Genomic DNA, 252 nt, shown 5'->3' on the forward strand with positions numbered 1-252 from the left:
GGTGCGCGGGGTCGCAAGATGGCCAACGTCATCGAGTGGATAAACCCTGTGCTGCGAGGTTGGGCAGGCTACTTTCAACTCAGCCAAAGCAAGCGGCCGCTCGAAGAGCTGGATAGCTGGCTCAGGCATAAACTTCGCTGCTCACCATTGATGGTCGCGATGCTCGCCTGCTTGGCACTCACAGCGGCCATCTTGGCGGTTTCTTCCATCTTCTGCGCCATCAGCTGGGCCAGTTGTTTCTGTTCGTCGGCC

At 58.7% G+C, this 252-nt stretch carries 1 pseudogene; it reads left to right on the forward strand.

Going from position 1 to position 252, the window contains the following annotated elements:
• A pseudogene (locus tag SB756_RS32925) lies at nucleotides 1-141 on the forward strand (group II intron maturase-specific domain-containing protein); the annotation flags it as partial.
• Between the last annotated feature and the right edge of the window lie 111 nt (nucleotides 142-252).

It is taken from the genome of Pseudomonas sp. SIMBA_068, assembly GCF_046534705.1.
Taxonomy (GTDB): Bacteria; Pseudomonadota; Gammaproteobacteria; order Pseudomonadales; family Pseudomonadaceae; genus Aquipseudomonas; species Aquipseudomonas putida.